The 26,197-nt window shown below is 35.0% G+C and carries 24 protein-coding genes and 1 pseudogene; 16 read left to right on the plus strand and 9 right to left on the minus strand.

All coding sequences use genetic code 11. From position 1 onward, the window contains the following. Positions 1–18: 18 nt before the first annotated feature. On the plus strand, positions 19–1,479 hold the full coding sequence (locus tag ACTF54_RS02740; RefSeq protein WP_347195540.1) for a TlpA family protein disulfide reductase: 1,461 nt from the start codon (positions 19–21) through the stop codon (positions 1,477–1,479). 77 nt (positions 1,480–1,556) lie between these two features. Here ACTF54_RS02740 and fsa read toward each other — a convergent pair whose 3' ends face one another. Then, positions 1,557–2,213: a fructose-6-phosphate aldolase gene (gene fsa, locus ACTF54_RS02745; RefSeq protein WP_347195541.1), complete on the minus strand. Its 657-nt coding sequence runs from the start codon at positions 2,211–2,213 to the stop codon at positions 1,557–1,559. A 115-nt stretch (positions 2,214–2,328) separates the two neighbouring features. Between fsa and ACTF54_RS02750 the strand changes: the two genes are divergently transcribed. The 7 genes from ACTF54_RS02750 (at position 2,329) to ACTF54_RS02780 (ending at position 10,513) form a co-directional block, all read left to right on the plus strand. After that, complete coding sequence (locus ACTF54_RS02750) at positions 2,329–3,150, plus strand: SUMF1/EgtB/PvdO family nonheme iron enzyme (RefSeq protein ID WP_438968691.1); 822 nt, start codon at positions 2,329–2,331, stop codon at positions 3,148–3,150. A 226-nt stretch (positions 3,151–3,376) separates the two neighbouring features. Continuing rightward, on the plus strand, positions 3,377–3,910 hold the full coding sequence (locus ACTF54_RS02755; protein ID WP_438968692.1) for a DUF421 domain-containing protein: 534 nt from the start codon (positions 3,377–3,379) through the stop codon (positions 3,908–3,910). Between the two features lie 340 nt (positions 3,911–4,250). Continuing rightward, a complete protein-coding gene (locus ACTF54_RS02760) occupies positions 4,251–4,940 on the plus strand; it encodes a DUF2490 domain-containing protein (RefSeq protein WP_347195544.1) in 690 nt (229 codons plus the stop codon). Positions 4,941–4,958: 18 nt separating this feature from the next. Beyond that, positions 4,959–5,759 (plus strand): carbonic anhydrase family protein, encoded by an 801-nt coding sequence (locus ACTF54_RS02765; RefSeq protein ID WP_347195545.1) that lies wholly within the window; start codon positions 4,959–4,961, stop codon positions 5,757–5,759. 147 nt (positions 5,760–5,906) lie between these two features. After that, positions 5,907–6,857: a calcium/sodium antiporter gene (locus ACTF54_RS02770; protein ID WP_347195546.1), complete on the plus strand. Its 951-nt coding sequence runs from the start codon at positions 5,907–5,909 to the stop codon at positions 6,855–6,857. 121 nt (positions 6,858–6,978) lie between these two features. Continuing rightward, positions 6,979–9,165 (plus strand): glutamine synthetase III family protein, encoded by a 2,187-nt coding sequence (locus tag ACTF54_RS02775; RefSeq protein WP_347202115.1) that lies wholly within the window; start codon positions 6,979–6,981, stop codon positions 9,163–9,165. Between the two features lie 169 nt (positions 9,166–9,334). Beyond that, on the plus strand, positions 9,335–10,513 hold the full coding sequence (locus tag ACTF54_RS02780) for an AIR synthase related protein (protein WP_438968693.1): 1,179 nt from the start codon (positions 9,335–9,337) through the stop codon (positions 10,511–10,513). A 191-nt stretch (positions 10,514–10,704) separates the two neighbouring features. Here ACTF54_RS02780 and ACTF54_RS02785 read toward each other — a convergent pair whose 3' ends face one another. Together ACTF54_RS02785 and ACTF54_RS02790 are read right to left on the minus strand one after the other, a co-directional pair. Beyond that, positions 10,705–10,920 carry a GIY-YIG nuclease family protein gene (locus ACTF54_RS02785; protein WP_438968694.1) on the minus strand — a complete coding sequence of 72 codons (216 nt, stop codon included), beginning with the start codon at positions 10,918–10,920 and terminating at the stop codon, positions 10,705–10,707. An 89-nt stretch (positions 10,921–11,009) separates the two neighbouring features. Beyond that, positions 11,010–11,480 carry a peptide-methionine (S)-S-oxide reductase gene (locus ACTF54_RS02790; RefSeq protein ID WP_438968695.1) on the minus strand — a complete coding sequence of 157 codons (471 nt, stop codon included), beginning with the start codon at positions 11,478–11,480 and terminating at the stop codon, positions 11,010–11,012. Positions 11,481–11,543: 63 nt separating this feature from the next. Here ACTF54_RS02790 and prfA point away from each other — a divergent pair, with 63 nt between their 5' ends. The 3 genes from prfA (at position 11,544) to pyrF (ending at position 14,629) form a co-directional block, all read left to right on the plus strand. Further along, positions 11,544–12,620 (plus strand): peptide chain release factor 1, encoded by a 1,077-nt coding sequence (gene prfA, locus ACTF54_RS02795; protein WP_438968696.1) that lies wholly within the window; start codon positions 11,544–11,546, stop codon positions 12,618–12,620. 96 nt (positions 12,621–12,716) lie between these two features. Beyond that, positions 12,717–13,790, plus strand: a complete 1,074-nt coding sequence (locus ACTF54_RS02800; RefSeq protein WP_438968697.1) for an acyltransferase family protein — start codon at positions 12,717–12,719, stop codon at positions 13,788–13,790. 29 nt (positions 13,791–13,819) lie between these two features. Further along, positions 13,820–14,629 carry an orotidine-5'-phosphate decarboxylase gene (gene pyrF, locus ACTF54_RS02805; protein WP_347195741.1) on the plus strand — a complete coding sequence of 270 codons (810 nt, stop codon included), beginning with the start codon at positions 13,820–13,822 and terminating at the stop codon, positions 14,627–14,629. Between the two features lie 438 nt (positions 14,630–15,067). Here pyrF and ACTF54_RS02810 read toward each other — a convergent pair whose 3' ends face one another. Beyond that, entirely contained in the window at positions 15,068–15,868 is an 801-nt protein-coding gene (locus tag ACTF54_RS02810) for an SAM-dependent methyltransferase (protein ID WP_347195742.1), read from the minus strand. 62 nt (positions 15,869–15,930) lie between these two features. Here ACTF54_RS02810 and ACTF54_RS02815 point away from each other — a divergent pair, with 62 nt between their 5' ends. Both ACTF54_RS02815 and ACTF54_RS02820 read left to right on the plus strand, forming a co-directional pair. Further along, positions 15,931–17,082 carry a THUMP domain-containing class I SAM-dependent RNA methyltransferase gene (locus tag ACTF54_RS02815; RefSeq protein ID WP_347195743.1) on the plus strand — a complete coding sequence of 384 codons (1,152 nt, stop codon included), beginning with the start codon at positions 15,931–15,933 and terminating at the stop codon, positions 17,080–17,082. A gap of 295 nt (positions 17,083–17,377) precedes the next feature. Continuing rightward, a complete protein-coding gene (locus ACTF54_RS02820; RefSeq protein ID WP_438968698.1) occupies positions 17,378–18,070 on the plus strand; it encodes a ZIP family metal transporter in 693 nt (230 codons plus the stop codon). A 52-nt stretch (positions 18,071–18,122) separates the two neighbouring features. Here ACTF54_RS02820 and ACTF54_RS02825 read toward each other — a convergent pair. The 5 genes and pseudogenes from ACTF54_RS02825 to mnmA form a co-directional block, all read right to left on the minus strand. Beyond that, positions 18,123–18,305 (minus strand): annotated as a pseudogene (locus ACTF54_RS02825) (type I phosphomannose isomerase catalytic subunit); the annotation flags it as partial. A 109-nt stretch (positions 18,306–18,414) separates the two neighbouring features. Further along, positions 18,415–19,047: a PAQR family membrane homeostasis protein TrhA gene (gene trhA, locus ACTF54_RS02830; protein WP_438968699.1), complete on the minus strand. Its 633-nt coding sequence runs from the start codon at positions 19,045–19,047 to the stop codon at positions 18,415–18,417. Continuing rightward, positions 19,040–19,996, minus strand: a complete 957-nt coding sequence (locus ACTF54_RS02835) for an NAD(P)H-dependent flavin oxidoreductase (protein ID WP_347195746.1) — start codon at positions 19,994–19,996, stop codon at positions 19,040–19,042. The genes trhA and ACTF54_RS02835 overlap by 8 nt, the downstream gene beginning before the upstream one ends. Before the next feature lie 268 nt (positions 19,997–20,264). Next, a complete protein-coding gene (locus ACTF54_RS02840) occupies positions 20,265–21,854 on the minus strand; it encodes a S8 family serine peptidase (RefSeq protein WP_438968700.1) in 1,590 nt (529 codons plus the stop codon). A 243-nt stretch (positions 21,855–22,097) separates the two neighbouring features. Further along, the gene (gene mnmA, locus ACTF54_RS02845) at positions 22,098–23,294 is read right to left on the minus strand and encodes a tRNA 2-thiouridine(34) synthase MnmA (RefSeq protein ID WP_438968701.1); all 1,197 of its coding nucleotides are present in this window, start codon (positions 23,292–23,294) and stop codon (positions 22,098–22,100) included. Between the two features lie 171 nt (positions 23,295–23,465). On the opposite strand from mnmA, the gene ACTF54_RS02850 reads away from it, so the two are divergent. From ACTF54_RS02850 to ACTF54_RS02860, 3 genes are all read left to right on the plus strand, one after another. Next, entirely contained in the window at positions 23,466–24,434 is a 969-nt protein-coding gene (locus tag ACTF54_RS02850; protein ID WP_438968702.1) for a fasciclin domain-containing protein, read from the plus strand. Between the two features lie 211 nt (positions 24,435–24,645). After that, entirely contained in the window at positions 24,646–25,611 is a 966-nt protein-coding gene (locus ACTF54_RS02855) for a fasciclin domain-containing protein (protein ID WP_347195750.1), read from the plus strand. Between the two features lie 94 nt (positions 25,612–25,705). After that, positions 25,706–26,185, plus strand: a complete 480-nt coding sequence (locus ACTF54_RS02860; protein WP_438968703.1) for a transcription elongation factor — start codon at positions 25,706–25,708, stop codon at positions 26,183–26,185. Positions 26,186–26,197 lie beyond the last annotated feature (12 nt).

Consider the following 26,197-nt stretch of genomic DNA (forward strand, 5'->3'; position numbering starts at 1 on the left):
ATTATTATTGTTAATTTTATGCTTTTTTATTCCTCGCTTTCGCGAAAGCGTAACTATTATACAGCCCATGTTATCGCCCTACTAACATGCCTACTGATCATTTGCTCTTGTGAAAAAAAAGATGATGATTCTACATCTCTTTATGTTACTGGAAAAATTATTAATCCAAAAGGGGATTATGTAATTATTAAAAATTATTCTGGAATCAACGATACACTTGCATTAGATAAAAAAGGCGTTTTTATCAAAGAATATAAAGAGCTAAAACCAGGTCTTTACACATTCACACATCCGACAGAGTATCAATCTATTTATTTAGGTCATGGCGATACTTTGCGTTTAAGATTAAACACAAAGGCATTTGATGAATCCCTTGCTTTTACTGGTGCAGCAGCAAAAGAAAATAATTATTTAATTAATTTATTTCTAGAGATCGAGGAACAAAATAGATCTCTTTTGAGCGAATATCAAAGAGAGCCTAGTGACTTTAAAAAAATGATTGATAGCATTAATGAAATTAGAGTTAAAAAACTTAACAAGTTAGCTTCGGCAAATAAATTTCAAGATGAATTTGTGAAAAGCGCTATGAAAATACTCAATTTCAATTCGTGGTCCCGACTAGAACGCTATGCATCTGCACATTATGGGAAAAATGAAATTCTAAAAAGTGATGTTCTTCCTTCTAATTTTTATTCCTACAGACGTGATTTAGAAATATGCAGTACAGATTTATTAAACAATTATGCTTACCGCCCTTACATAACAGCACATTTATCTAATCTTGCTCTTTATAATTGTGCTCTCAAACATGGAACTGGAAAAACGGTGGATCGCAATGGCCTTGAATACCGTAAAGAAAAACTGAATGTTATAGACAGTCTTTTTACAGACGAAGAGTTAAAAGGTCTTTTTGCAGGTATTGAAACTAGAAATTTCATAAGAAGCAGAAAAAACGCTGTTGAAATTAATCAACTGGTTGCAAAATTTCTAGAAATTTCTCAAGATGAAGAATTGAATAATGAAATCACAAAAATGGCTGCCACCTACATCGACCTAGATCCAGGCAATAAGCTCCCTGATTTTGACCTTTACAAATTTAATAAAGAAATTACCACACTTTCTTCTCAAGTGAAAGGATTGAGCGTTCTTTTTTACTGGTCCAATAAGAATGAATCCTATGCATTGAGAATTCATAGAAAAGTAAATGATTTAAGGATAAAATATCCAGAAATCAATTTTATAGGTGTTAATCTAGACGATCCAAAAAGTAATGTATGGAGTGAAACCAGCCAGAAATTTGGTTTCAAAAAATCATCAGAATTTCAATTAGTAGATAATCAATCTATAAGTAAACAGCTGGCGTTAAGAAATGACAATCGCAGTATGGTTATCGCGCCAGAACTAGTCATATTAGACCCAAACATTAATTTGTTTCATTATCAAATAGAAACCACACTATTAGGTTATTTAAGTAGATAGTGAGCTTAATAAAAAAGGTCTTGATAAAAATCAAGACCTTTTTTGTTTCTCATTTATTACTGATAAGTAATTAAACATTAAGAATTTCCTTTCTTATAGTCTTCAAGAAATTTAGCAAGTCCTATATCTGTTAAAGGGTGTTTTAATAATCCTTCAATAGAAGAAAGTGGTCCCGTCATTACATCTGCACCTAATTTTGCACAATCAATAACGTGCATAGTATGTCTTACAGATGCGGCAAGAATTTCTGTTTCAAAACCATAATTATCAAAAATCATTCTAATCTCTGCAATAAGGTTCAAACCGTCTGTGCTGATGTCGTCTAATCTTCCAATAAATGGAGATACATAAGTAGCACCTGCTTTTGCAGCTAATAACGCCTGACCTGCGCTAAAAACAAGAGTAACATTAGTCTTGATTCCTTTATCAGAAAAATACTTACAAGCTTTAACACCATCCTTAATCATTGGTAATTTTACTACGATCTGATCATTAAGTGCTGCTAGAGCTTCTCCTTCTCTAACCATACCTTCAAAATCTGTAGAAATCACCTCTGCACTTACATCACCTTCAACAAGGTCACAAATCTTCTTGTAGTGATTGATAATATTTTCTTCACCAGTAATGCCTTCTTTGGCCATAAGTGAAGGGTTTGTAGTAACGCCATCAAGAATACCCATATCCTGAGCATCTGCAATTTGATCTAGGTTTGCTGTGTCAATAAAAAATTTCATCGTTTTTTTCTTTAAGGTAATAGTTATAAATATCTGCAAAAATGGAGTTTACCTTTGTTAATTAAGTATTTTTGCTAACCTAAATATGATTATTTTTTAACAAATCACTTTAGTTATGAATAGAATTACAAAGTACTCTATTGTAGCTCTTACCATATTACTTATTACTAGCAGCTGTAGTTTATTTAAACCAGTCAGCTCTACTGACCCATTTATAATAGATCCATCTACTCCGCCAGGGACTATAAAGCTGACAAATGATCTTTATATAGATCGCGTCCCTGTTACAAATTTAATGTATAACGAGTTTTTAGAGAATATTGAAAACTACTGGTCTTTAGAAAAGCATGAAAAGATGAAGGAATATCCACGTTTTGGATTAGAAAAAGATAGTGTTTTCACTCCATGGACTGGGAACACTCGTTTGTATATGCAGGTAAATCATCAAAATCCAGAAGAGATGATCACTACAAAATTAAATATGGAAAACTATGCCAATAGTCCATTTTTTCAATGGCATCCCGTAGTAAACATTTCTAGAAAACAGGCAGAATTATATTGTTTATGGCGCACTGATCTAGCAAATGCAGTTTATGCAATGAAAAGTAAGAATGCTTCAAGACGTTCTATATTCCCATATCAAGTAAAATTTAGATTACCAACGCAAAAAGAAATGATAGCTGCTCAAAACAAATTAGAGCGTGAATATAAATTGACTAAGTATCAGGAACAAATTTATGCCTACACCGGTGACTTTGGACTTTTTAGAAGAATGCAAGACAATAAAGGCCAGATGACTATCTTAGAAATTAAAGAAATTGCAAAAGACACCGTATTTAACGCTATGTTAGATAGACGTTTATCTTATTACGAGCAAGAAGAGCTTAAGACAGGTTTTAGGTGTATCTGTGAGGTTACTAAGGAACAGAAAAATTAGTATATTATTTCGCTTTCGCGAAAGCGACACAACAAAATCCTATCAAATAGGTTGAGCAATTATTGATGTTTCATAAATAGTAGAAACCTAATTTTCCCATTTCAAACGAGATTATATAGTTGATCTATACTGGATAAATTCTAATTCTAGATTTCATTTTTTTATTAAAACATTCAGAATCTTAAGCCGTCAGTTGCTTATTAATTGTACCTTAAGTAAAAAATAAATGGAAGTAGCTTGGGATCACTTTACAAAAGACCTAAACATCATGCCCGAAGTAATCGTAGGAACGGTCGTTTTGTACTTAGGCATTATAGTATATACTCGTATTTTTGGCCTGAAAAGTTTCAGTAAAATGACTGGCTTTGATTTTTTAAATACCGTTGCTATCGGTAATCTACTTGCCATGAGTGTCGCTACCAGTTCTCCATCTCTTTTTGTAGGTGCGTTGCTCATAGGTTTATTATATCTATTAAATTATTTAGTGACGCTACTAACTTACAGAAGTAAAATTGCTGAAAAGTTAATGGACAACTCACCTATTCTTCTAATGGAAAACGGAAAAGTTCTATACAACAATCTTAAAAAAACTAAGGTTACTGAAAACGAACTAAGAGGAAAATTGAGAGAAGCTAATGTCATTAGACTTACTGAAGTCAAAGCGGTTATTCTTGAATCTACTGGCGATGTAAGCGTTATGCATACTTCAAAAAATGAAGAATTAGAAGACTATATTATGAAAGATGTGAAGAGAGATTGACTTTTTAAATGACTTTTTCACATCGTGTGACACAGCTTCATATATTAAACATAACCTGTTACCGTTATCAGTTTAAAAATTATTTTACCACTTTAATTTGATATTACTTACAAAATTTATAGTTAGCAGATTCTTTCCTAAAAAATTCTGAATTTTACTTTTAAACATGATCTATAATGATATAACCTGCTCTACAAGGCTACTTTACATGTTTTTATAATTTTCTATACTTGATTCAACCTTCTTTAGAATAACACGGTAAACATTAATATTTAATTGTGATAGCAATACTATTAAAAAAGAAAGTATTACTATACATTTGTGGTGTCAAATTACTATTATGTTAAAAAAAATAAGTATTGCTTTATTAATTTTATTGTCTACTAATGTTTTTGCTCAAGTTGAGTCCTCTCAAACGGGCGCGTGGTACATGTACTTTTTTAATAAGAAATTTGAAAATTCTAACTGGGGTTTTCAAGGTGACATACAATATCGTGACTGGCAAGGTATCGGTGATATGGAACAACTATTATTAAGATCTGGTGTTACTTATAGTCCAGATAATTCTAATATCACTTTTACTGCTGGATATGCAAACATTACGACAGGAGAATTTGGTGAATCAAATGATTCCAGTGGAGAAAATAGAATTTATCAAGAAGCTTTAATACCCAATAAAATAGGAAAACGTTTTTATATCACGCACAGATTTAGATACGAGCAACGATTTGTAGAAGATCAAGATTTCAGAACTCGATATAGATATAATCTCTTTTTAAATGTACCCATTAATAAAAAAGAATTAACAAAAAACGCCATATACCTAGCACTTTATAACGAAATTTTCATCAATGGGCAAACGAATATAGGCGATGATCGAACGGTAGAATTATTTGATAGAAATAGAACCTATTTAGGCGCGGGATATGCTTTGACTAATAAAATAAGATTACAATTGGGCTGGATGAATCAAAAAACAGTAAACTGGGGCAAAGGCCAGCTGCAGTTCAGTTTACATCATACTTTTTAATAACTTAAATCAACAAAAATGAAAAAAACATTTCAATTAATTGCGACTGCATTAACAATAACTGGATTAATCGCTTGTAATGAAAACACAGAAAAAGAAGTAACAAAGGACGTTACACCTAATGTCGCTGTTCAAGAATTAGAGATGCCAGTAAAAAGCATTTTAACTGCAGAAGATCAAGCTGACATGTCTCCTTCTGAAATAATAGGAAGACTTAAAAAAGGAAATGAAAACTTTATGAATAACAATCTTACGAGGCGCGATCATTCTGCACAAAGAGTTGAAGCCATGTTAGGACAGTATCCAAAGGCTATAGTTTTATCTTGTGTGGATAGTCGTGTACCTGTAGAAGATGTATTTGATTTAGGAATAGGCGACATATTTGTTGCTCGTGTAGCAGGTAATATAGAGAATGAAGATATGGTAGGTAGCATGGAGTTTGCTACAGCTGTAGCAGGTTCTAAAGTTGTAATAGTTATGGGGCATACCTCTTGTGGTGCTGTTAAATCTAGTATAGATAAAGTTGACGCAAAGTCTCTAAATATGAATTCTTTGGCAGCCTTACTAACAAAAATTGAACCTTCCATGAATGGAGTTGAAACTGATGGCGAGCGTAAATCATCTAACGTTCAATTTACAAACGACGTTATTGAAAAAAATGCAATACGAACTGTTCAAGATATTAGAGATACTTCTCCTGTAATGGCACAAATGGAAGATAGAGGTGAAATCATTATCGTTTCAGCTGTTTACGACATGGAAACCGGAAAAGTTACCTTTCATGACCACAATGATCGTAATGGAAATCATTCGCTTTAATTTCTAGATATTACATAATCCTAAAACGCTCTAAACTGGGCGTTTTTTTAATTGATACCGTTGGACTGTTAAAGTATAAAAAAAGCTTCTATACTAAACACAGTATGTCAATTATTGATATTTTTACAACTCTAATAGTCGGAGCATATGAGTTTATTTTATCTAATGATCGGTTTAGTTCTTCTAGTAGTAGGAGGAGAATTCCTTGTACGCAGTTCAGTAGGCTTATCTTTAAAATTGAACTTATCTAGAATGATCATTGGTCTAACAGTGGTTTCATTTGCAACTAGCGCACCAGAGCTTTTAGTAAGTGTACAGTCAGCGTTGGATGGCTTATCTGGTCTAGCTTTAGGAAATGTTATAGGATCTAACATTGCAAACATAGCGTTGGTTTTAGGTGCCACAGCGCTTATTGCACCACTTGCAATTGATAAAGACTTTTTCAAGTTTAACTGGCCATGGATGATGGCTTTCAGTATTCTTCTTTATATTTTACTACTTACTGATAACAATCTAGTACGATGGGAAGGAGCTGTTTTACTTGGTTCTATTATTGTGTTCTTGGTTTTATTAATTAGAAGAGCAAGAAAAAACCCAGAAGCTGTTGAAGTTGAAGAGGAACTACAAGAATCAAAATGGTGGAAAATCATTATGTTTCTAGTCCTAGGTGGAATTGCTCTATGGCAAGGTAGTGAGTTACTAGTTCAAGGTGCCGTAGAAATAGCTGCAAACCTTGGAATTCCTGAAAGCATCATTGCTGTATCAATGGTAGCCATTGGCACATCAGTACCAGAGCTAGCTGCATCCATTATAGCTGCTTTGAAAAAAGAAAAAGCAATTTCATTAGGCAATTTAATTGGGTCCAATATTTTTAATATAGGCTCTGTCCTTGGAATTACTGCAATGATCCAACCTATCCAAATAGAAGAAAAGGGATTAGGATTATTAAATAATGACATTTATTGGATGTTAGGAATCGCATTTGCCCTTTTACCTCTAGCATTTTTACCTAAAGCCTACTATATTTCTAGATATAAAGGGATCATATACATATCTTCTTATGCTATTTTCTTGTATTTGACATTTTTTACCCTATAAAAAATAGGGCCTAACTGTTGTTATAACATAAATTACAAGATATAACCTTCTTTTTATTAGGGTTCAAACCATATAATTAGTTATTTTTGTAGCTATCTTATAATTAATAAATCCATTAAAAATGTCTACATTGAGATTTCAAGCTTTAAAAGAAACCCTTGATCGTAAAGAAATTACTGTTGAAGAGCCAGCAAGGAGAAGTACGATTTTTGGAAATCACGTATTTGGTAAAGATTCTATGCGTCAGCATCTGAATAAAGACGCTTACAAAAGCGTTCAAGATGCTATAATCAACGGTAGCAAAATAGAACGCAGCGTTGCAGATCACGTTTCTACAGGAATGAAAGAATGGGCTATCCAAAATGGGGCAACTCATTATACGCACTGGTTTCAACCATTAACAGGTGCTACGGCAGAGAAGCACGATGCTTTCTTTGAATTAGAAATGGATGGTACGGTTATAGAAAAATTTGGTGGCGGACAATTAGTACAACAAGAGCCAGATGCTTCTTCTTTTCCTAATGGTGGTATAAGAAATACCTTTGAAGCACGTGGATATACTGCATGGGATCCTACATCTCCAGCATTTATAATGGGAACCACTCTTTGTATCCCTACTGTATTTGTAGCTTATACAGGTGAAGCCCTAGATTATAAGACACCTCTTTTAAGATCATTGCAAGCTATCGATAGCGCAGCTACTGATGTTTGTAAATACTTTGATAAAAACGTTACTAAAACAGTTGCAACTCTAGGTTGGGAACAAGAATACTTCCTTATCGATAGCGCATTAGCAGACTCACGTCCAGATCTACAATTAGCTGGTCGTACTTTATTAGGTCATTCTTCTGCAAAAGGACAGCAATTAGATGACCATTATTTTGGTGCCATTCCTACTCGTGTATTGAATTACATGCGTGATATGGAAACAGAATGTATGCTTTTAGGTATACCTGTAAAAACTCGTCATAACGAGGTAGCTCCTAATCAATTTGAATTAGCACCTATTTTTGAAGAAGCAAATCTTGCAGTAGATCACAATTCCTTATTGATGGATGTGATGAGAAAAGTGGCAGCTAGACATTACTTTAAAGTATTGTTTCATGAAAAACCATTTGCAGGAGTAAATGGTTCTGGAAAACACAACAACTGGTCACTTGCCACTAATACCGGAGTCAACCTACTTTCTCCTGGCAGCACACCTATGAAGAACCTTCAGTTCTTAACTTTCTTTGTGAACACTATTAAAGCAGTTCATGATCATGAAGAATTAATTAGAGCTACTATTGCTAGTGCTTCAAATGACCATAGATTAGGTGCAAATGAAGCGCCACCTGCAATAATATCAGTATTTATTGGTTCTCAATTAACTCGAGTTCTCGATGAATTAGAAAAAGTAACTGATGGAAAACTTTCTCCAGAAGAGAAAACTGACCTAAAATTAAATGTTGTAGGTAAAATTCCAGAAGTAATACTTGATAATACAGACCGTAACCGTACTTCTCCTTTTGCTTTTACTGGTAATAAATTTGAATTGCGTGCTGTAGGATCTACAGCAAATTGCGCCAACCCAATGACCGTACTTAATGCAATAGTTGCACAGCAACTAATTGAATTCAAAGCAGAGGTTGACGCACTAGTAAAAGATAAAAAACTTAAAAAAGACGAGGCTATTTTCAACGTTTTACGTGAATACATCAAGCAGTCTAAGAAAATCCGTTTTGAAGGAGATGGATATGGAGAAGCCTGGGAAAAAGAAGCTAAAAAACGCGGACTAAGTAATAACAAAACTACTCCTGAAGCTTTAAAAGCAAAAGTTTCTAAAAAAACCATCGATCTTTTTGAAGGACTCAACATCATGAGCAAGGTGGAAACAGAGCTGCGTTATGAAATTGAAGTAGAAGAATATGCGCTGCGCATTCAGATTGAAGGACGTATTTTAGGTGATATTGCTCGTAATCATGTGATACCAACCGCTGTGAAATATCAAAATAGACTGATAGAAAACGTAGTAGGGTTAAAAGAAATCTATGGAAAAGATTTCAAGAAAATGGCCAAAGAACAAATGATTCTTATTGAAGAAATCTCTAATCACATCGAGAACATCAACAAAGGAATCAACGAAATGACGGAAGCCCGTAAAAAAGCAAACAATGCAAAAGATGCAGAAAAAACAGCCGCTCTTTATTGTGATGAAGTGAAGCCATTCTTTGACGAGATACGCTACCACTGCGATAAATTAGAGCTTTTAGTGGACGATGAAATGTGGCCGCTAACTAAATATCGTGAATTATTATTTACTAGATAATTTACTATTACCATTACAAAGCCTTAGAATTTATTTTCTAAGGCTTTTTTTATAAACTTGCTTTCGCGAAAGCATGACTGTTATATTTCTTAACAACCTTTTCATACTTTTTCTTAAATACTATCAACTCCATACCAACTACTTCATACTAACTCAGTAAATTTGTCACATGAGCCAAGATATTTCCAAAAGATATGCGCAGCGCGGTGTGAGTGCTGGCAAAGAAGATGTACATAACGCGATTAAAAACGTAGATAAAGGATTGTTTCCACAAGCCTTTTGTAAAATTGTACCTGATTCTCTAACAGGTTCTGAAGATCATTGCTTAATCATGCATGCAGATGGTGCTGGGACTAAATCCAGTCTTGCGTACATGTATTGGAAAGAAACAGGCGATATTTCGGTTTGGAAAGGCATCGCTCAAGATGCATTAATCATGAATATAGACGACTTACTTTGTGTAGGTGCCACAGATAATATTCTGCTTTCTAGCACTATAGGAAGGAACAAAAACTTGATTCCAGGCGAGGTGATTTCTGCCATTATCAATGGAACCGAAGAACTCATTGCAGATCTCAAATCTCATGGCGTAGAAATCATCTCTACCGGTGGAGAAACGGCAGATGTTGGTGATCTTGTACGCACGATCATCGTAGACTCAACAGTGACCGCTCGTATGAAACGCAGCGATGTGGTGGACAATGCAAACATACAATCAGGCGACGTGATTGTTGGTCTTTCCAGCTCAGGACAAGCTACCTATGAAACAGAGTACAATGGTGGTATGGGTTCTAACGGTCTTACCAGCGCTAGACACGACGTATTCAATAAGAGTTTGAAAGAAAAGTATCCAGCTAGTTATGATGCTGCGGTACCTGAAGATCTGGTGTATTCTGGTTCAAAAAATTTGACTGATACTGTAGAAGGAAGCGTTCTTGATGCTGGTAAACTAGTACTATCTCCTACTCGTACGTATGCGCCTATTATTAAAAAGATTTTAAGTGATGTAAACCGTGCAGATTTACATGGTATGGTACATTGCTCTGGTGGCGCACAAACTAAAATCTTACACTTTGTAAAAGACTTGCATATTATAAAAGATAATATGTTTGAATTACCACCGCTTTTTAAAATGATCCAAGAAGAATCTGGTACCGACTGGAAAGAAATGTATCAAGTATTTAATATGGGACATCGCATGGAACTTTATGTGAATGAATCTATCGCTCAAGAAATTATTGATATCTCAAAATCCTTTAATGTAGATGCCAAAATCATAGGTCGTGTTAAGGCAGCCGATACTAAGAAGTTGACGATCAACAGTGAGTTTGGGGTTTTTGAGTTTTAAAACAAATTGACTGTCAAGCTGAATTTAGTTCAGCTTCTCATAGATAGGTACGATAAAACAATTTTCTCACGCAAACTAATCGATGCTTGATAAAGGTTTCAATCGATAATCCAATTTTCAGATAAATCTTTCCATTCTGGATTTTCTTTTTCAATCAAATTGATTTTCCATTCTCGATGCCAGTTTTTCATTTACTTTTCCCTTGCAATTGCATCATTTATATACTGAAATTCTTCAAAATGGACTAATTTATAAGCATTGTATTTTTTCGTAAAAACCGATCCTTCTCCTGAACGATGTCTTCTCAATCTATCCTCTATTCCGCCAGTAACTCCTATATACAGAACACCGTGTTTCTTATTTGTTAAGATATAAATCCAGTAAAGATGTAACGATTTAAAAGCCATCAGCTCAAGTTAGTATATTTTTTTTTTTCGACTCCAATGAGCAGATGCTGTAATAAATTCAGGATGACAGATTACGTTAAGTTTTTTTATCAACTCATTCGTTTCACTATGGTTAACTTCGGCTCAATATAACGTTTACAAAAAGGCGCATTTGGTCTGGTTTTATAATAATTCTGGATGTTCTCCCATGATTTCTCAAAAGAGACAAATGGTAATAGTTGAGTAATGTATTTTTGATTCCGCTTTCGCGAAAGCGTATTCATCACTACCTCTACTCTACTTTTCATTTCTTCATCAAAATAATAAATAGCACTTCTGTATTCTTTACGACGACTGTGCTGTTTTGTAGACGCATGGGTTTGTAAATGAATATCAATAATTCTTTCTAAAAGTTTTAAATCACTAAATTCAATAATAATTGCCTCACTTCTATGATCTTGAGGAGCAACACTTTTAATGTAACCTTGCTTCACATTTTCTACACCAGTCACTTCTTGAAAAACAGCCTCAGTACACCAGTGACAGCCACCGCCTAAACCTAGTTTTGATTTTACTTTCATAAGCCAGAATATACTTCAAAAATAACTGTAAATTCCGTATTTTCGCAGCAGTTCACAAAGACCATGATAGATAAATTAAATATAGTAAAAAATCGTTTTGACGAGGTAAATGACCTAATCATACAACCAGATATTATAGCTGATCAAAAACGATATGTATCTCTTACTAAAGAATATAAAGATCTAAAAGCGCTTATAGATAAGCGTGAGATTTATATAGAATTGACTGCAAATCTGGATGAAGCAAAAGAGATCATCGCTGATGGATCTGATGCAGATATGGTAGAAATGGCTCAAATGCAACTAGAAGAAGCAAAAGAAGCTATTCCTGCACTGGAAGAAGAAATACGCATGATGCTGGTTCCTAAAGATCCAGAAGATGCTAAAAATGCCGTGATGGAAATACGTGCTGGTGCTGGTGGTGATGAAGCAAGTATTTTTGCAGGTGACCTTTTTAGAATGTATGAGAAATATTGTTCATCAAAAGGCTGGAGCACAAGTGTAGTAGATACCAGTCATGGAACTAGTGGTGGTTATAAAGAAATCATCATGGAAGTAAATGGTGAAGACGTTTATGGAACCTTAAAGTTTGAAGCAGGAGTACATCGCGTGCAGCGTGTACCACAAACAGAAACACAAGGTCGTGTGCATACCAGTGCTGCAACCGTTATGGTTTTACCAGAAGCAGAAGAATTTGACGTAGAACTGGACATGACTGAAGTACGTATTGAACGCACCACTTCTACTGGTCCTGGTGGACAATCGGTAAACACAACTTACTCTGCCATTAAATTACACCACGAGCCTACGGGAATGATCGTAAGTTGTCAGGATCAAAAGTCTTCTCATAAAAACTTAGAAAAAGCTTTAAAGGTTTTACGTTCTCGCTTATACGATATGGAACTGGCAAAGAAGATGGCAGCCGATTCTGAAAAGCGTAAGAGCATGGTAAGTACCGGTGACCGTAGTGCAAAAATTAGAACCTATAATTACTCACAAGGTCGTGTTACCGATCACAGAATTAATTTGACCCTATACGACCTAGATAATATCATTAATGGTGATATTCAAAAAATCATAGACGAACTTCAACTAGTAGATAATACAGAGAAGTTACAAATGAATGATGATGGGATATAACGGTTCATTAAGTTAAACCCTTATCAGTTTTCTAAATTAGATTTTTAAATGATAATATCTATTTTATAACGCACGTGCTAGCAGACAGGCCTTATTATGGGAAAAACCAGAAGACATTTTCACACCTTTGATGCCTTGCGGTTTTTCTCATTTTTACTTGTTTTCTTACATCATATTCCAGTACCAGAATCTCATTTTGCATCATTTTTTTCAAAAAGTGGTGGTGTAGGAGTCATCTTTTTCTTCGTTTTAAGTGGTTTCTTAATCACATACATCTTATTAGAAGAAAAATCAAAAACAGGAAAAATTTTACTTAAGAAATTTTTCGTACGTAGAGTTTTAAGAATATGGCCACTGTTTTATGGGATGATTCTTTTTGCCTATTTAACACCGTATATTCTACAATTTTTAAACCTATCTTCTTCTAATCAAGGTTACAATCCTAACTGGCTTATGTCATTATTCTTTTTAGAGAATTATCAAATGATGTTGACCAATAGTTTCCCTAACGTATCTCCATTACGATTAATGTGGACCCTTTGTATTGAAGAACATTTTTATATTTTTTGGGGTATTATCATGTATTACATTCCTATAAAAAAAGTACCACATTTAATATTGGGATCCATTATCACTGCTTCTGTTTTTAGAATCGTTTACCTGTACTTAGGATTATCGACTTTAGATCTGTTAACTAACTTAGACTACTTTGCATTTGGTGCTATACCAGCCTATTTATTAATAGAAAAAAATGAGGTCATCCATAAAATATCTTCTATTTCTATTTCTATAAAATATGGAATTGCTACTATTATTTTAGTGCTTAGTTTTATGATCCCTAATTTATCATATTCCTTACTCTATAATATCGCACCTGTATTATACGGTATTTGTTTTACATGCCTAATTCTGTTCACACTTTGTTATAGAAATGAACTTAAAATACCTGATAACTACTGGATAAGTAAGTTAGGTATTTATACTTATGGCCTTTATTTATTTCATATCATTATTATTAATTTATTATTACGTTTAGGAGATAAGCTTGAATTAGGTATAGCCTGGTATAGCTTTTCCATTATAGCATTAACTTGCACGATATTAATAAGTATGACTTCTTACTACGTATTTGAAAAACCTTTTCTTAGACTTAAAAAACACTTTTATTAAAATTATTTTTCAGATTTAAACTTCCTTCCATGACATTATCACACCTCACCACTCAAATAAAAAACAAAAAATCATTCCTATGTGTAGGTCTAGATATTGATCTTGAAAAGATTCCAGTTCATTTATTGCAAGAGGAAGATCCTATTTTCGCTTTCGCGAAAGCGATCATAGACGCCACTCATGATCTTTGTGTGGCTTATAAACCTAATACCGCTTTCTTTGAAGCTTATGGTGTAAAAGGCTGGCAAGCACTTGAAAAAACGATACAATATCTCAACGAGAATTATCCTAACCATTTCACAATTGCAGATGCTAAACGTGGCGATATAGGAAATACATCGACACGTTATGCAAAAGCGTTTTATGAAGACTTAAATTTTGACAGCGTCACTATTGCTCCTTATATGGGCAAAGATTCTGTAGAGCCGTTTCTTGAGTTTAAAGATAAATTTGCTATCCTTTTAGCACTTACTTCTAATCAAGGTGCTTATGATTTTCAAACCCAAACTATAGATGGAAAACCTTTGTATCAAGAAGTACTGAAAACTGCTTCAAAATACAAAAACAATGAGCGCTTGATGTACGTAGTAGGCGCCACAAAAGCAGAATACTTAAAAGAAATACGTGAGATAGTTCCCAATTCATTCTTACTTGTTCCAGGAGTAGGCGCTCAAGGTGGTAGTCTTAAAGAAGTGGTGAAATATGGTAAAAACGATCAAATAGGTTTATTAGTCAACTCTTCTCGCGGCATAATCTACGCATCCAACGGGACTGACTTTGCCGACGCTGCAAGAACAAAAGCTTTAGAATTACAACAACAAATGGCTGGGTTGATTTAACCCTGTTTTGGGGATAGTTCTAACATCACAGCCCCATTGTCCTGCGGACATTTCCCTAAAGGGGAAACATATTTAAGACTCCTTTCGGATACCTGATAATTTGCTCAGGCAATTTTCCAGTAGCGTAAACATCCTTTTTCCTGTGAACGTTTCTCTCAAGAGTAAACCAACTTTAAAATTCCTTTCCTTAGAAAAGGAAAGGTGCGCAAAGTGGGCGATAGCGAGCTTTGGTCGGAAAGGTTGAAAGATGCTGGAAATTGTTCTACTTAACTTTTATAAAGTGATAAACTAATATTTCTGCGCTTTAGGGTCGGGAAATGAAACGCTGTATTAAAATCGAGAAAGATTATAGCAGATCCTGAATAAATTTTGGAACTAATTTTCTTGTTTTAATTCTAAATTATCACAACCATAATTTTTCAGGATGACAGTGAATACTCAATTCCTAAAAATCATAATCAATCGATCCGAAGTTTCCTGATCGTAATCTCCTAACTTATAATTACCATAAACATCTAATAATTCTAGTTCAGCAGCTTTGAAATAGCTTTTAAAATCTTCTAGAGTAAGGGCGCTTACTCGTTCTGTAAAATGGTAATCGTGATCGTTGTCCCTAAATTTGATGTCTTTAAAAATGAAACCATCTTCAAAACGTCTTGTGTTGTGAAATGTAATTCCTTCTTCGGTTTTTGAATTTTGGGCCACCAGATTTTTAATCACATAATGATAATTCATAAAATCTATAACTCCATATCCGCCAGGTTTTAAATTGGCCTTTATCGCTTTTACCGTCTTTAAATTATCTGCTGCATCATCAAAATACCCAAAACTGGTAAATAAATTGAAAACCGCATCAAAAGTTTGATGATAAGGAACGGTCATGTTGTGCACATGGAACTCGATGCGAGAAGCATCGATAGGATTTAATCCAGTATGTTCTTGATTATTTGTTACTCGATTAGTAGATTTTCTTAATTCCGCTTTCGCGAAAGCGATACTACTATCTGACAAGTCAACACCAGTCACACGATATCCCAGCTGGTTTAAATACATACTGTGGCGTCCACGACCGCAAGCTAAATCCATGATATGAGCCTCTTTATCTAATTCTAGACGTTGTGTCAATCGCTGCATAAACTGTCCAGCCTCTGTATAATCACGATCGCGATATAGGATGTGATAGTAAGGTGTGTCAAACCAACTTGCGTACCACTGATCTGATGTATTTTGATTGCTCATAGACCGCAAAAATACCGTAATTTTGCCGATCAAATCTCATGATGATGTCCCAAAATTTTAAGATGATTGCCAAAACGCTTTTTGGCCTAGAAGAAGTCCTTGAACAAGAGCTGAAACAATTAGGCGCTATGAACATAAAACGTGGTGTGCGCATGGTAGAATTTACTGGTGACCAAGGTTTTATGTATAAGGCAAATATGATGCTGCGTACTGCTATTAGAATTTTAAAACCTATTTATAGTTTTAGAGCACGTAATGAGACAGATCTTTATGATGGGATTTTTCAATACGACTGGACCCAGCATTTAACGCATCATGATACACTCGCTGTTCATGGAACGATTGCGTCTCAATATTTTAATCACAGTCAATATGTTGCGTTAAAAACAAAGGATGCGATTGTAGATCAAATACGTCGCAATACTGGACAACGTCCCGATGTAGATACAAAACATCCTGATTTGCGTATATCTGTGCATATAAATGATCAAAATGTGGATGTATCGCTAGATACAAGTGGTGAACCTTTATACAAGCGTGGTTATAGAGATAAAACAAATGTAGCACCTATAAATGAAGTGCTTGCTGCTGGACTTATTTTATTAAGTAATTGGGATCAACGATCTACCTTTATTGATCCTATGTGTGGTAGTGGAACGATAGCTATAGAGGCAGCAATGATAGGTGCTAATATTGCTCCTAACATCAACAGACCAGAATTTGGCTTTGAAAAATGGCCTGATTATAACAACGAGCTTTTTGAAAACATTCAGGCGAGTTGTTTGAAGAAAATGCGCGAATTTGACGGTAAAATTATCGCCCGTGATGCAGACGGTTATACGGTAGAGAAAGCGATAGAAAACGTGAAGAATGCTAATCTTTCTGATTTTATATCAGTAGAAAAAGGAGATTTCTTTAGAGATCATCAAAGTGCAAGTGCTTTCTTAATGTTCAATCCACCATATGATGAGCGTATTTCTGTAGATGTGGAAGAATTTTATAAGTCTATAGGTGATACGTTGAAACAACGTTATGCTGGTTCTACGGCATGGATGATTACTGGTAATCTAGAGGCTTTAAAATTTGTCGGTTTGCGTCCATCGCGCAAAATTCAATTGTACAACGGTAAGATAGAAGCTAAATTGGTAAAATACGAAATGTATAAAGGGACAAAGAAATTACATAAAGTTAGAGCTCGTGAAGAGGAAGAATAGGTTTTAGGTATTTGGTATGTGGTATGAGGTTTTTTACTCATGCGCAAGACCCATTGTCCTAGCGGACATTTTGCAATCCTCTCGTGACACTCGTCAGATGCAATAAGGGGAAACATTAAATGACTAAATTTGCGTAAGAACCAGCCGATCCCTGATAAATTTGGAATTGGTTTTTGAAATAAATTATAACGCCTGGAGCTAAATTTTCTGGGATGACTTTACTCTTTAAACTAGCAATGCTTGAATCAAATATTATTTACTCTGAACTCCTAACTCTGAACTCTGCACCTGTAAAATGAATTTACTTTTACCTTTTATAGCTGTTCTCATAGGTTTTGCGGCGGTATTGCTTTTAAAACCTCAGTCTGCTTTTCGTATGAAATTGTTACTAGCTTTTTCTGGTGCATTTTTATTAAGTGCCGTTGCAAGTGAGTTTTTGCCAGAAATCTACGGAACTGGAGAAAGTACTTATGCTGCCTATCTTATGGGCGGTGTATTTTTACAAATCATTTTAGAGTTTTTTTCTAAAGGTGCAGAGCATGGCCATTTACATGTGAATAAAGATGTGGCGACCTTTCCAGTTTTATTATTCGGTAGTTTGTGTTTGCATGCTTTTCTGGAAGGAATGCCACTGCAGGATAGTCATGGACATGATCATATTCATGGAATGGGAATGCTATATGGTATAGCTGTCCACAAAATCCCTATTGCTTTTATTTTGACATCATTTTTACTGAATAGCAAGTTTAAAACTTATAAAACGGTCTTGATCATATTGTTTTTTGCTGCGATGTCTCCGTTAGGAAGTCTTGCTGCTGGAAACATTGAATTTCTTCAAGAGGTGATGTTACCTATTAAAGCGATAGTCGCAGGGATTGTACTTCATGTATCTACGACTTTGATTCTAGAAGCTAGTGAGAATCATAAGTTTAATCTAGCTAAAATTGTGGTGATGGTTTTGGGTGGTGTTTTAGGGTTTTTGTTGTAGGTCATTAGTGTTTTTACCCCTCATAAACCTCAATTACCTTAGCAGCTTGAGTTTATAGGAAAACTTGCGTGGCATTTGCCGGTATAAGAACCGTTTCTCCTTTACTTACTTTTTCTATACTACCGTTGATCTTGATTTCAAAAGAGCCTTCTACACACATATAAATAACAAAAGAATCTTGAGAACTATAATCTACAGATGTAGGTTGATCTAAATCCATAACTGTGGATGTAAAATAGGCACAACTAGCAAGGACTTAAGAATTGTTAGTAGACATTTGATTTACATTGAGTCTGATTAACATCTTATAAATTAAATATTAGTCATCACTTTTGTGAAACAACTTATGCAACCACCACAAACCAAACCATAGCGGCGTGGCTTAAACTACCACCTAAGACAAATAAATGCCATATAACATGATTAAAGTATAATTTATTCCAAACGTAGAATACAATCCCTAATGTAAAAAATAGACCACCAGCAATGAGTAAATTCATTTGTAGACTGGTAAATGCGTTGCTCAATGTTTCTAAATCAAATACGACCAACCATCCCATCACTAAATAAAGAATACTTGAAAAAGCTTCAAATCTACCTGTGAAAAAGAGTTTCCAGACCGTGCCGAACAAGGCGATTCCCCAAACTGCCGCGAGTATATACCATCCACTACTTTGTTCTAAGGTGATTAAACAAATAGGCGTATATGTCCCTGCAATAGAACCGTAAATAGAAATGTGATCAAGCTTGCGTAACTTAAATTTTAAAGCACCTTCTTTTGCTTTATGATAAGCAGTTGAAGAAAAATAGAGAAACAACTGTGAAAGGCAATAAACAACAAGTCCTATGACCATGTAGTCTAATGATAAATCTGCATTTGTAAACAACGCCATCGTGATGGCAATAAATAATAAGAAACCTAAACCATGGGTGATTACATTCCAGGTTTCTTCTAACGGAGTTTGAACTCTAGCCATTTAATGAAATATTAGATAATTCTTTTCTGGCTTGCTCAAATTCATCTACCATATCCTCAACTATTTGGGCAGCTGGAAGAATATCGTTTATCAATCCTGAAACCTGCCCTATTTCTAATTCTCCATCGTTTAAGTCTCCTTCAAACATTCCTTTTTTAGCACGCGCTCTTCCTAAAAGGTTTTTTAATTCTTCTGGCGTTGGTGCTGTTTTGTAAAGTTCTTGAACTTCATTCCAAAACTTGTTGCGCATCATACGTACCGGCGCTAATTCTTTTAGGGTCAAATGTGTAGCACCTTCTCCAGCTTCTACTACGGCATTTTTAAAATTGATGTGACTACTAGCTTCATTACTAGCTACAAAACGACTTCCTACTTGTACAGCATCTGCTCCTAACGTCATTGCTGCTAACATCGCGCGACCGGTTGCAATGCCTCCAGCAGCGATTAATGGAATATCTATTGCTTTTGCCACCTGCGGAATCAAAGTAAGTGTTGTGGACTCTTCTCTACCGTTGTGTCCGCCAGCTTCAAAACCTTCTGCAACTACCGCATCAACTCCAGCTTCTTGACATTTTAATGCAAACTTTACAGAACTCACTACATGAACTACTGTTATTCCTGCGTCTTTTAATCTTTTTGTATACGTTTTTGGATTTCCTGCACTAGTAAAAACGATAGGTACTTTTTCTTCTATTATGATTTCTAAAATTTCTTCTAGATCTGTATATAATAAGGGAACATTTACACCATAAGGCTTGTTTGTCCCAGCTTTAGTTTTTTGAATATGTTCTCTCAATACTTCTGGATACATAGATCCAGCTCCTATCAATCCTAAGCCACCTGCATTACTTACCGCAGTAACTAATTTATATCCACTTGCCCATATCATTCCACCTTGAATGATGGGATACTTAATATTAAAAAGTTGAGTGATTTTGTTTTGAGACATTTCTTAGCTTTTATACTTTGTGCAAATTTAAGTAAGAATAGATAGGTAAAGGCATCGCGTCAAACCCTTTTGGTTCTCAGCATAGCTGAGTAACCTGTTTTCCCTTCGGCTGAAGGGAAATGACTAAATCGAGATAAGTTTAGATTTCATTTTTAGATCAAATTTGATATGCTAAATTTTTACATAAGTATTTTTTAAATCTAATTTAAAAGTGAAAAATGTTATTCATATATGAACTTAAATCCACATCTATGGATAAATTTGAAAACTATCGTACAAGTACTTTATAACTCTTATCCATTTGATCAACTTTAAAAAAGTATAATCCGTTGGAGACTTGGTTAAGATCTACAAAGCTATCTTGTGTTGCTGCTTTTTCAATAATCAATTGCCCTTGTAAATTATAGAGTTGGAAAGAATTCAAGTTTTCGCCTTGAGCGGAATCAAAAAACAAAATTTTATCCTTTACATAATAACTAAAATCAGCTGCTGTATAATTACTCGAACTTAAGATTTGTTGTGCCGCGCCAAAATCAGGAATTCCATACCCTAACAAATTATCTGGTCGTATAGACTGACTACCACTGTCACGCACCGCATCTAATATTTCTTGTGGTGTTAAATTAGGAAAAGCTTGCATTAAACAGGCTATTGCGCCACTTATCATGGGCGCACTAAAACTGGTACCGCTGCTTCCTACGATGTTACCTGCCTCATCAATGGTCGCTGTTCCACTACCACGAGCGGCAATATCTGGACGTATTCTACCGTCAAAAGTAGGACCGATACTGGAAAAGCTAGACTTTACCTCGGTAGCAGTTACTGAACCTATGGAAAAAGCACCAAGAGCATCTGCTGGAGCAGCATTATACGGATGTGAAGTGCTGTTTCCAGAGTTTCCAGCGCTTGTGACTACTATCATTCCTTTTTCAAAGGCTACATTAGTTCCTTGTGAAATAAAAGCGGTTGTACCATTCATATCTTGATAACTGAGACTTTCTGCTGGATTATCAAATCCCAAATAACCTAAAGAAACATTGATGACATCTACGCCTAGAGAATCTGCACGCTCTGCAGCTTGCACCCAATAAGACATTTCGGCCGGAGTTTCTTGTGCAGCTTCTTCTGTACGGAATAAATAATAACGAGCGTCTGGTGCCGTACCTTCAAAATTACCAGGATCGTTACCTGCCATAACGCTCAATACTCGTGATCCATGAAAATGATCTTCATAAATAGTAGCGTCGCGATCTACAAAATCCCAGCCACCAGCAATACCATTATTATTTCGCAACTGTGTGAAACCTGTATTTATATATACATTAGGAAAACCAGAATCAGTCACAGCAATTAACATTCCGTCGCCTGTATTTCCTGTGTTGTGCAAATCATCAAGGCCTATCATCTGTATTTGATTTGCAGCGGTTCCATAAGTAAGTGGTGTAGTAACAAGATCTGCATACTTGTTGTCGCTTGATTCATTGCTCCTGGAGGCAACAGTACTAGAATCTGTATAACTAATGTTTGATACAAAGCTTAAATTTAATAATGCGTTGATATCTACCACTGCGCCTACCACATGCACACAATTGAACCACTTAGATTGTGCCTTATAAGTAATGCCTGGTTGTATTTTTATTTGGGACACATAAGCTTGATTCATGGGCATATCACGATCATCAATAGGAATATTGTGCCTTGTCTTGCGATCTATAGCGCGCTGTGTCAATATCGTTTGCAAGTTAGATAGTGAAGCAGCGGTATTAGGTTTATCGTTAAAGAAAACTAGGGCATGAAAATCTTGAGTGTAAGCAGATATTGTTGTAAAGACAAATAGAATAAACGTTAATTTTTTCATAGGCTTAAAGTTACGTAATTTGAACGGAAGTAGTTCTTAATAAGGCAACCGCAAAACCCTTTTAGTTGCTCTGTCGGCTGTACCGAAATGGTCGCCATATCGATATTCATCAGCACAAGCTCTGTTTTCCCTTTTGAAAAGGGAAACGCTTTTGTCTGTCTTAAAATCGGATTTTGAGTTCTAATTAAATTTGTAATTCGAATTCAAATTCAGGTTCAAATTCGAGTTCAGATTCAAATTCTACTAACTTATCACTCCACTTCCCAAGCAATCATTATCTTGATACCAGGCAACAAATTGACCTGGTGAGATCGCGCTTTGCTCTTTCTCAAAAATGACGTACAGTCCATTTTCTACTCGATATAGCTTCGCTTTTTCAAGTGTCTGCCTGTAACGTATGCGCGCCATGACATCTAGTGTTGTACCTATTCCTATTTCTAGATCTTCTCTAATCCAGTGCATTTCTGCAGCACTAACAAAAAGTCCACGTCGGTAAAGTCCCGGATGATTTTTTCCTTGACCTACATAAATGGTATTGGTATTTACATCGGTTTCTATTACAAAAAGCGGCTCTGGTGTTCCTCCTACAGCAAGACCTTTGCGCTGGCCACGCGTAAAATAATGTGCGCCCTGATGTTGCCCGACTACTTTTCCTTCTGTCGGATGGTATTTCCGCTTTCGCGAAAGCGTAACCAATTCATTTTCTATGCCCAATTCTCCTGCTGGAACTAGTTCTAGCATTTTCTCACGACTGGTTTCTGCAGCAATCTCTACGATATCGCCAGCCTTAGGTTGTAATTGTTGTTGTAAAAAATCTGGCAATCTCACTTTACCTATAAAACATAAACCTTGTGAATCTTTTTTTCCTGCGGTAATTAAATCCTGTGCTGCGGCAATTTCCCTTACCTCAGGTTTTTGAAGGTGACCGATAGGGAAAAGTGTTTTTGCAAGCTGTCCTTGCGATACCTGACACAAGAAATAGCTTTGGTCTTTATTGGCATCTGCGCCACCTATTAAGTGGTGAATTTCTTTTCCATTTTTTATAGTTGTCGTTTTCTGGCAATAATGACCTGTTGCTACAAAGTCTGCTCCTAATTCAAGAGCAATATCCATAAAAACATCAAACTTGATCTCGCGATTACAAAGTACATCTGGATTAGGTGTGCGTCCTCGAGCGTACTCGTCAAACATATAGTCTACAATACGTTCTTTGTATTGATTACTTAAATCTACGGTCTGAAAAGGAATCCCCAATTTATCTGCAACGAGCATGGCATCGTTAGAATCTTCTAACCATGGACATTCATCGCTTATGGTAACGGTGTCATCATGCCAGTTTTTCATAAACAGACCTATCACCTCATGACCTTGTTCTTTTAATAAATATGCAGCAACGCTAGAATCCACGCCACCAGAAAGTCCTACTACTACTTTTGCCATGCTGCAAAAATACGATAAGCAAAACCGTTTATTAATTTGATTGTATTAGATTTTTCTTATCATTGAAAGTAAAATAACTATCAAACTTTCACATCTTAGTATTTGAACAGTATTGAAACAATTTTAATAGTTTGTTTTCGTTATTTTGCAAGCCAAAAAGAAGAAGAAATAATGACAATTTTAAATAAAAGATGGATTGTGATTTTTGCAATGATAAGCGTTCTATTTATCTCTTGTGAAGATGCAGATGATAACGATAATATAATTCCAGGAATCAACTCTATTCTCAATCAAACAGAAAATAATACAGAATTGAGTTTGCTTAATGCTGCATTTATAAGAACTGGTCTTAACGACACATTTAATACGGGAAGAAATTACACTTTTTTTGCACCTAACAATACTGCTTTTAACAACTACTTGTCAACTAATGGTTACATTGATATAGATGATGTTCCTTTAGTAGAATTAAGAGCTATGTTACTCTATCATGCCTTGAATACTGAAGTAGTTACTACATCACTTTCTAATGGATATTTAAAAACTCTGGGTAAAGATGATGAATTAGAGTCTCTTGATTTATTTATTGAAGCTTCCAGTCCTGTCGTATTGAATGGTGGTTCTACAATAATTGATGAAAACATTGAAGCAGACAATGGTATTGTACATATTATTGATACTGTATTAGAATTACCTTCTATCGCTACTTTAATCGCTGCAAATCCAGAATTTGATAATTTGGAAAATGCTCTTATGAATACAGGCTTAAATAATAATTTATCAAATCTTGATCCCTTGCAAAATCCGTTTACTGTTTTCGCACCAAATAATGATGCTTTTACAGCTTTAGTAAATACAGATGCTATGGATGGATTAAATGATGTTGCTGATATACTGGCACTACCCAACCTTAATGATATACTATTATATCACTTAGTAGGAAATGACCGCATACGCTCTGGAGATATAAACAATGGTTTTAGTATTACACCTTTGTTGGGTTCTCCTTATACTATTGATACGACTACTGGTGTTCAATTTACCGATGGATCAGGAACAACAGTAAGTATCACTTCTACAGATGTTACCGCATTAAATGGTATTATACATACTATCGACATTGTGGCGAGACCGATGTAATTAAGGATAAAATATATAAGAATTAAGAAGCATCTCATAAGAGGTGCTTCTTTTGTTTATTAAATAGCTACTAAAAGACCTAAAATTTAAACAGCTTGCAACATAAAGGTTAATTATTTCCTATTTTAGTATTTTGTTTTATCTATTTAACAAATAGTTAAACAAAATATTAATGATACGTTCGTTAATTTGATGGAACTAAAAAATCAAAATGATGAAGAATCTAATGAAATTTCCCGCTTATTTATTTTTGGCTTTATTAAGTCTGGCTGTCATATCTTGTGATGATGATGACGATGCCGGTGATTTAGGACTGACAAGTTCTGCTTATGACCTAACAAGAAACAATCCTAATTTTTCAAGTCTAGCTGCCGCTATTGAAAGAGCAGATTTAGTTTCTGTATTAGATGCTCCAGGAGCATTCACTGTATTTGCACCTACCAATACTGCTTTTTCAGAATTTTTAACTGATAACAATTTTGCCTCTTTAGATGCGGTACCTGTAGACGTATTAAGAGCTACCTTACTTTATCACGTATTAGGTAGTGAAGTAAGAAGTAGTGGTCTAGCAGATGGTTATGTTAAAACAGCCTCTGCTAACGCAGATGGTGACGCCTATGATGCTTATATCGATGTTGATACTGAGGTATTCATTAATGACGCAAAAATTGATCTTACTATGGTTGATATTGAGGTAGACAACGGTGTTGTACATGTGATTGATGAAGTGTTAACTTTACCATCTGTTGCAGACCTTGCTATTTACAATCCAATCTTTTCAAATTTAGTAACTGCAGTTGTTCAAGAAAACCTTGCTGAAACTTTAAGTGATCCAACAGCTACTTATACAGTGTTTGCACCAACAAATGATGCATTTCAAGCGCTTGTAGATGCAGATCCTAACGACGGAATCGATTCTATAGGAGATATTCTAGCCTTAAGTAACTTATCTGATATATTACTATATCACGTTGTTAATGGAGCAGCTGTAAGAGCAGAAGACATTATGAATGGACAGATTGTAGATCCTATAACTATGGGAACTTTTACAATTGATACTACAAATGGTGTAGTGATCACAGATGGTTCTGGAACAGAAATCAATGTGATTGTTACTAATGTAACCGCTGCTAATGGTGTAGTGCATGCCATTGATTTTGTATTAAGACCAGCTTAATCATTTCAATTACTTATTAAAAAGCCTTATCACATGATAAGGCTTTTTTTTATGCGCTTAAAGTACATTTCAATCTCCTATCTTTACTTTTTTATTGACTTTAAAAACGACTCACATCAATTATTCAAAACTTAAAAAAGCCATCAATACACATTGTCTTGAAATCGTAGGCAATCGATTATCCACTATTGAGAAAAATCTGGATTCTTTAATGCATGCAAAACACAACGAAACTAAGAGCAGCGCTGGTGATAAATATGAAACTGGTCGCGCAATGATTCAAAACGAAGAAGAATTATACAAGAGACAACGTGCAGAAACTTCAAAAATACTTGATCAACTATTGCGTATTGATCCAGATAAAGCATGTAATCATATTGAACCAGGAGCGCTAGTAGTCCTACCATCTGGTTATTTTTATGTAGGTGCTGGAATGGGCAAATTAACCGTCCAAGAAAAGGACTTCTTTGCCATCTCTCTTTCCTCACCGATAGGTCAAGCTTTAAAAAACAAAAAAGAAGGTGAAGTCATTAATTTTCAAGAAAGAGAAATAATGATTTTAAAAATCTACTGAAAAATGATAATG

Origin of the sequence: Nonlabens sp. (assembly GCF_965657255.1) — a bacterium.
In the GTDB taxonomy this organism is placed as follows: domain Bacteria; phylum Bacteroidota; class Bacteroidia; order Flavobacteriales; family Flavobacteriaceae; genus Nonlabens.

What these genes read in the sequence shown, in the direction of transcription:
- ACTF54_RS02815 (WP_347195743.1), top strand. Translation starts at nt 15,931, where the DNA reads ATGATTGCCAAAACGCTTTTTGGCCTAGAAGAAGTCCTTGAACAAGAG.
- ACTF54_RS02760 (WP_347195544.1), top strand. Translation starts at nt 4,251, where the DNA reads ATGTTAAAAAAAATAAGTATTGCTTTATTAATTTTATTGTCTACTAAT.
- ACTF54_RS02755 (WP_438968692.1), top strand. Translation starts at nt 3,377, where the DNA reads ATGGAAGTAGCTTGGGATCACTTTACAAAAGACCTAAACATCATGCCC.
- ACTF54_RS02850 (WP_438968702.1), top strand. Translation starts at nt 23,466, where the DNA reads ATGACAATTTTAAATAAAAGATGGATTGTGATTTTTGCAATGATAAGC.
- fsa (WP_347195541.1), bottom strand. Translation starts at nt 2,213, where the DNA reads ATGAAATTTTTTATTGACACAGCAAACCTAGATCAAATTGCAGATGCT.
- ACTF54_RS02775 (WP_347202115.1), top strand. Translation starts at nt 6,979, where the DNA reads ATGTCTACATTGAGATTTCAAGCTTTAAAAGAAACCCTTGATCGTAAA.
- trhA (WP_438968699.1), bottom strand. Translation starts at nt 19,047, where the DNA reads ATGGCTAGAGTTCAAACTCCGTTAGAAGAAACCTGGAATGTAATCACC.
- ACTF54_RS02835 (WP_347195746.1), bottom strand. Translation starts at nt 19,996, where the DNA reads ATGTCTCAAAACAAAATCACTCAACTTTTTAATATTAAGTATCCCATC.
- pyrF (WP_347195741.1), top strand. Translation starts at nt 13,820, where the DNA reads ATGACATTATCACACCTCACCACTCAAATAAAAAACAAAAAATCATTC.
- mnmA (WP_438968701.1), bottom strand. Translation starts at nt 23,294, where the DNA reads ATGGCAAAAGTAGTAGTAGGACTTTCTGGTGGCGTGGATTCTAGCGTT.
- ACTF54_RS02800 (WP_438968697.1), top strand. Translation starts at nt 12,717, where the DNA reads ATGGGAAAAACCAGAAGACATTTTCACACCTTTGATGCCTTGCGGTTT.
- ACTF54_RS02855 (WP_347195750.1), top strand. Translation starts at nt 24,646, where the DNA reads ATGATGAAGAATCTAATGAAATTTCCCGCTTATTTATTTTTGGCTTTA.
- ACTF54_RS02765 (WP_347195545.1), top strand. Translation starts at nt 4,959, where the DNA reads ATGAAAAAAACATTTCAATTAATTGCGACTGCATTAACAATAACTGGA.
- ACTF54_RS02780 (WP_438968693.1), top strand. Translation starts at nt 9,335, where the DNA reads ATGAGCCAAGATATTTCCAAAAGATATGCGCAGCGCGGTGTGAGTGCT.
- ACTF54_RS02840 (WP_438968700.1), bottom strand. Translation starts at nt 21,854, where the DNA reads ATGAAAAAATTAACGTTTATTCTATTTGTCTTTACAACAATATCTGCT.
- ACTF54_RS02820 (WP_438968698.1), top strand. Translation starts at nt 17,378, where the DNA reads ATGAATTTACTTTTACCTTTTATAGCTGTTCTCATAGGTTTTGCGGCG.
- ACTF54_RS02770 (WP_347195546.1), top strand. Translation starts at nt 5,907, where the DNA reads ATGAGTTTATTTTATCTAATGATCGGTTTAGTTCTTCTAGTAGTAGGA.
- prfA (WP_438968696.1), top strand. Translation starts at nt 11,544, where the DNA reads ATGATAGATAAATTAAATATAGTAAAAAATCGTTTTGACGAGGTAAAT.
- ACTF54_RS02750 (WP_438968691.1), top strand. Translation starts at nt 2,329, where the DNA reads ATGAATAGAATTACAAAGTACTCTATTGTAGCTCTTACCATATTACTT.
- ACTF54_RS02785 (WP_438968694.1), bottom strand. Translation starts at nt 10,920, where the DNA reads ATGGCTTTTAAATCGTTACATCTTTACTGGATTTATATCTTAACAAAT.
- ACTF54_RS02810 (WP_347195742.1), bottom strand. Translation starts at nt 15,868, where the DNA reads ATGAGCAATCAAAATACATCAGATCAGTGGTACGCAAGTTGGTTTGAC.
- ACTF54_RS02790 (WP_438968695.1), bottom strand. Translation starts at nt 11,480, where the DNA reads ATGAAAGTAAAATCAAAACTAGGTTTAGGCGGTGGCTGTCACTGGTGT.
- ACTF54_RS02740 (WP_347195540.1), top strand. Translation starts at nt 19, where the DNA reads ATGCTTTTTTATTCCTCGCTTTCGCGAAAGCGTAACTATTATACAGCC.